The 991-nt window shown below is 60.9% G+C and carries 1 protein-coding gene and 1 pseudogene; one reads left to right on the forward strand and one right to left on the reverse strand.

The annotated features are described in order from the left end of the window. Positions 1–37: 37 nt before the first annotated feature. A pseudogene (locus AX708_RS04215) lies at positions 38–403 on the reverse strand (transposase); the annotation flags it as partial. Positions 404–713: 310 nt separating this feature from the next. Here AX708_RS04215 and AX708_RS04220 point away from each other — a divergent pair. Then, positions 714–968, forward strand: a complete 255-nt coding sequence (locus AX708_RS04220) for a single-stranded DNA-binding protein (protein ID WP_066110747.1) — start codon at positions 714–716, stop codon at positions 966–968. The last annotated feature ends 23 nt before the right edge of the window (positions 969–991 follow it).

The raw sequence follows: 991 nt of genomic DNA on the forward strand, positions 1-991 counted from the left end.
CTGATCAGAACACTTCAAAATCCCCCTTGCAGACGGGGCGGGCCATACGTTTTTTGAGCAGGCGGTTTTCGAGTGTCAGGTCGGCAACGCATTCCTTCAGGGCGCGGGCTTCGCGGCGCAGATCCTGCACCTCGCCGGTGGTCGCGGCGCGGGCGGTATCGCCCGCCAGGCGGCGCTTCCCGGCCTCCATGAACTCCTTCGACCAGGTGTAATACAGGCTCTGGGCGATGCCTTCCTTACGGCACAGCTCGGCAATGCTGTCTTCGCCGCGCAGCCCATCGAGCACGATGCGGATCTTGTCTTCAGCCGAAAAGTGCCGACGTGTCTGCCGCCGGATGTCCTTCACCACCCGCTCAGCAGGGGCCTTCGTCGGCGATTTTTTCAAGGAGGATTGGGGCTTCATCTTCGTTCCTTCGTCACTACGACGAAGCCCCAATCCTCCTTAATTCACAACCTTAAATCTGTGCCATTGGTGCTGACGGCGGACACCCTTCCATGACATGGACCAGCCCCTGGCCGGACGCGGGCAGGTCTACAACGCGCGCTCATGCGGACCGTGTTGCCGTTCCTTTGGAACGTCTGCCCGCACCACTCCTGTGAGCGGCGTTTCCCTCTCTGCCGATCGGTGCAGACCTGCCCGTGCCCGGCCTCATCGGGGCTCAGTCGAAGGGACAGTCCCTTGGACGAAGAAACAGCTTCGAAAGGTCATCGTCATGAAGAACACCGTCACCCTCGTCGGCTTTGCAGGCAACAACCCGGAAGTCCGCGAGACCCAGTCCGGCGCCAAGATCACCTCGCTCTCGCTGGCCACCTCGCGCAGCTACAAGGATGCGCAGGACAAGCGCCAGACCGAGACCGAATGGCACCGCATCACCTGCTTCAACGGCATTGGCAAGAGCGTTGCCGAACATGTGTCGATGCCGGATGTATTCTCCCCAAAAGTGCCGAACGAAAATTCCCCAGTTTGAGGTGAGCGCCAATTCGCTCCGGG

Source organism: Erythrobacter sp. CCH5-A1 (assembly GCF_001557115.1).
Lineage (GTDB): Bacteria > Pseudomonadota > Alphaproteobacteria > Sphingomonadales > Sphingomonadaceae > Erythrobacter.

Coding starts and splice junctions, on each gene's coding strand:
- AX708_RS04220 (WP_066110747.1), top strand. CDS start 714: ATGAAGAACACCGTCACCCTCGTCGGCTTTGCAGGCAACAACCCGGAA.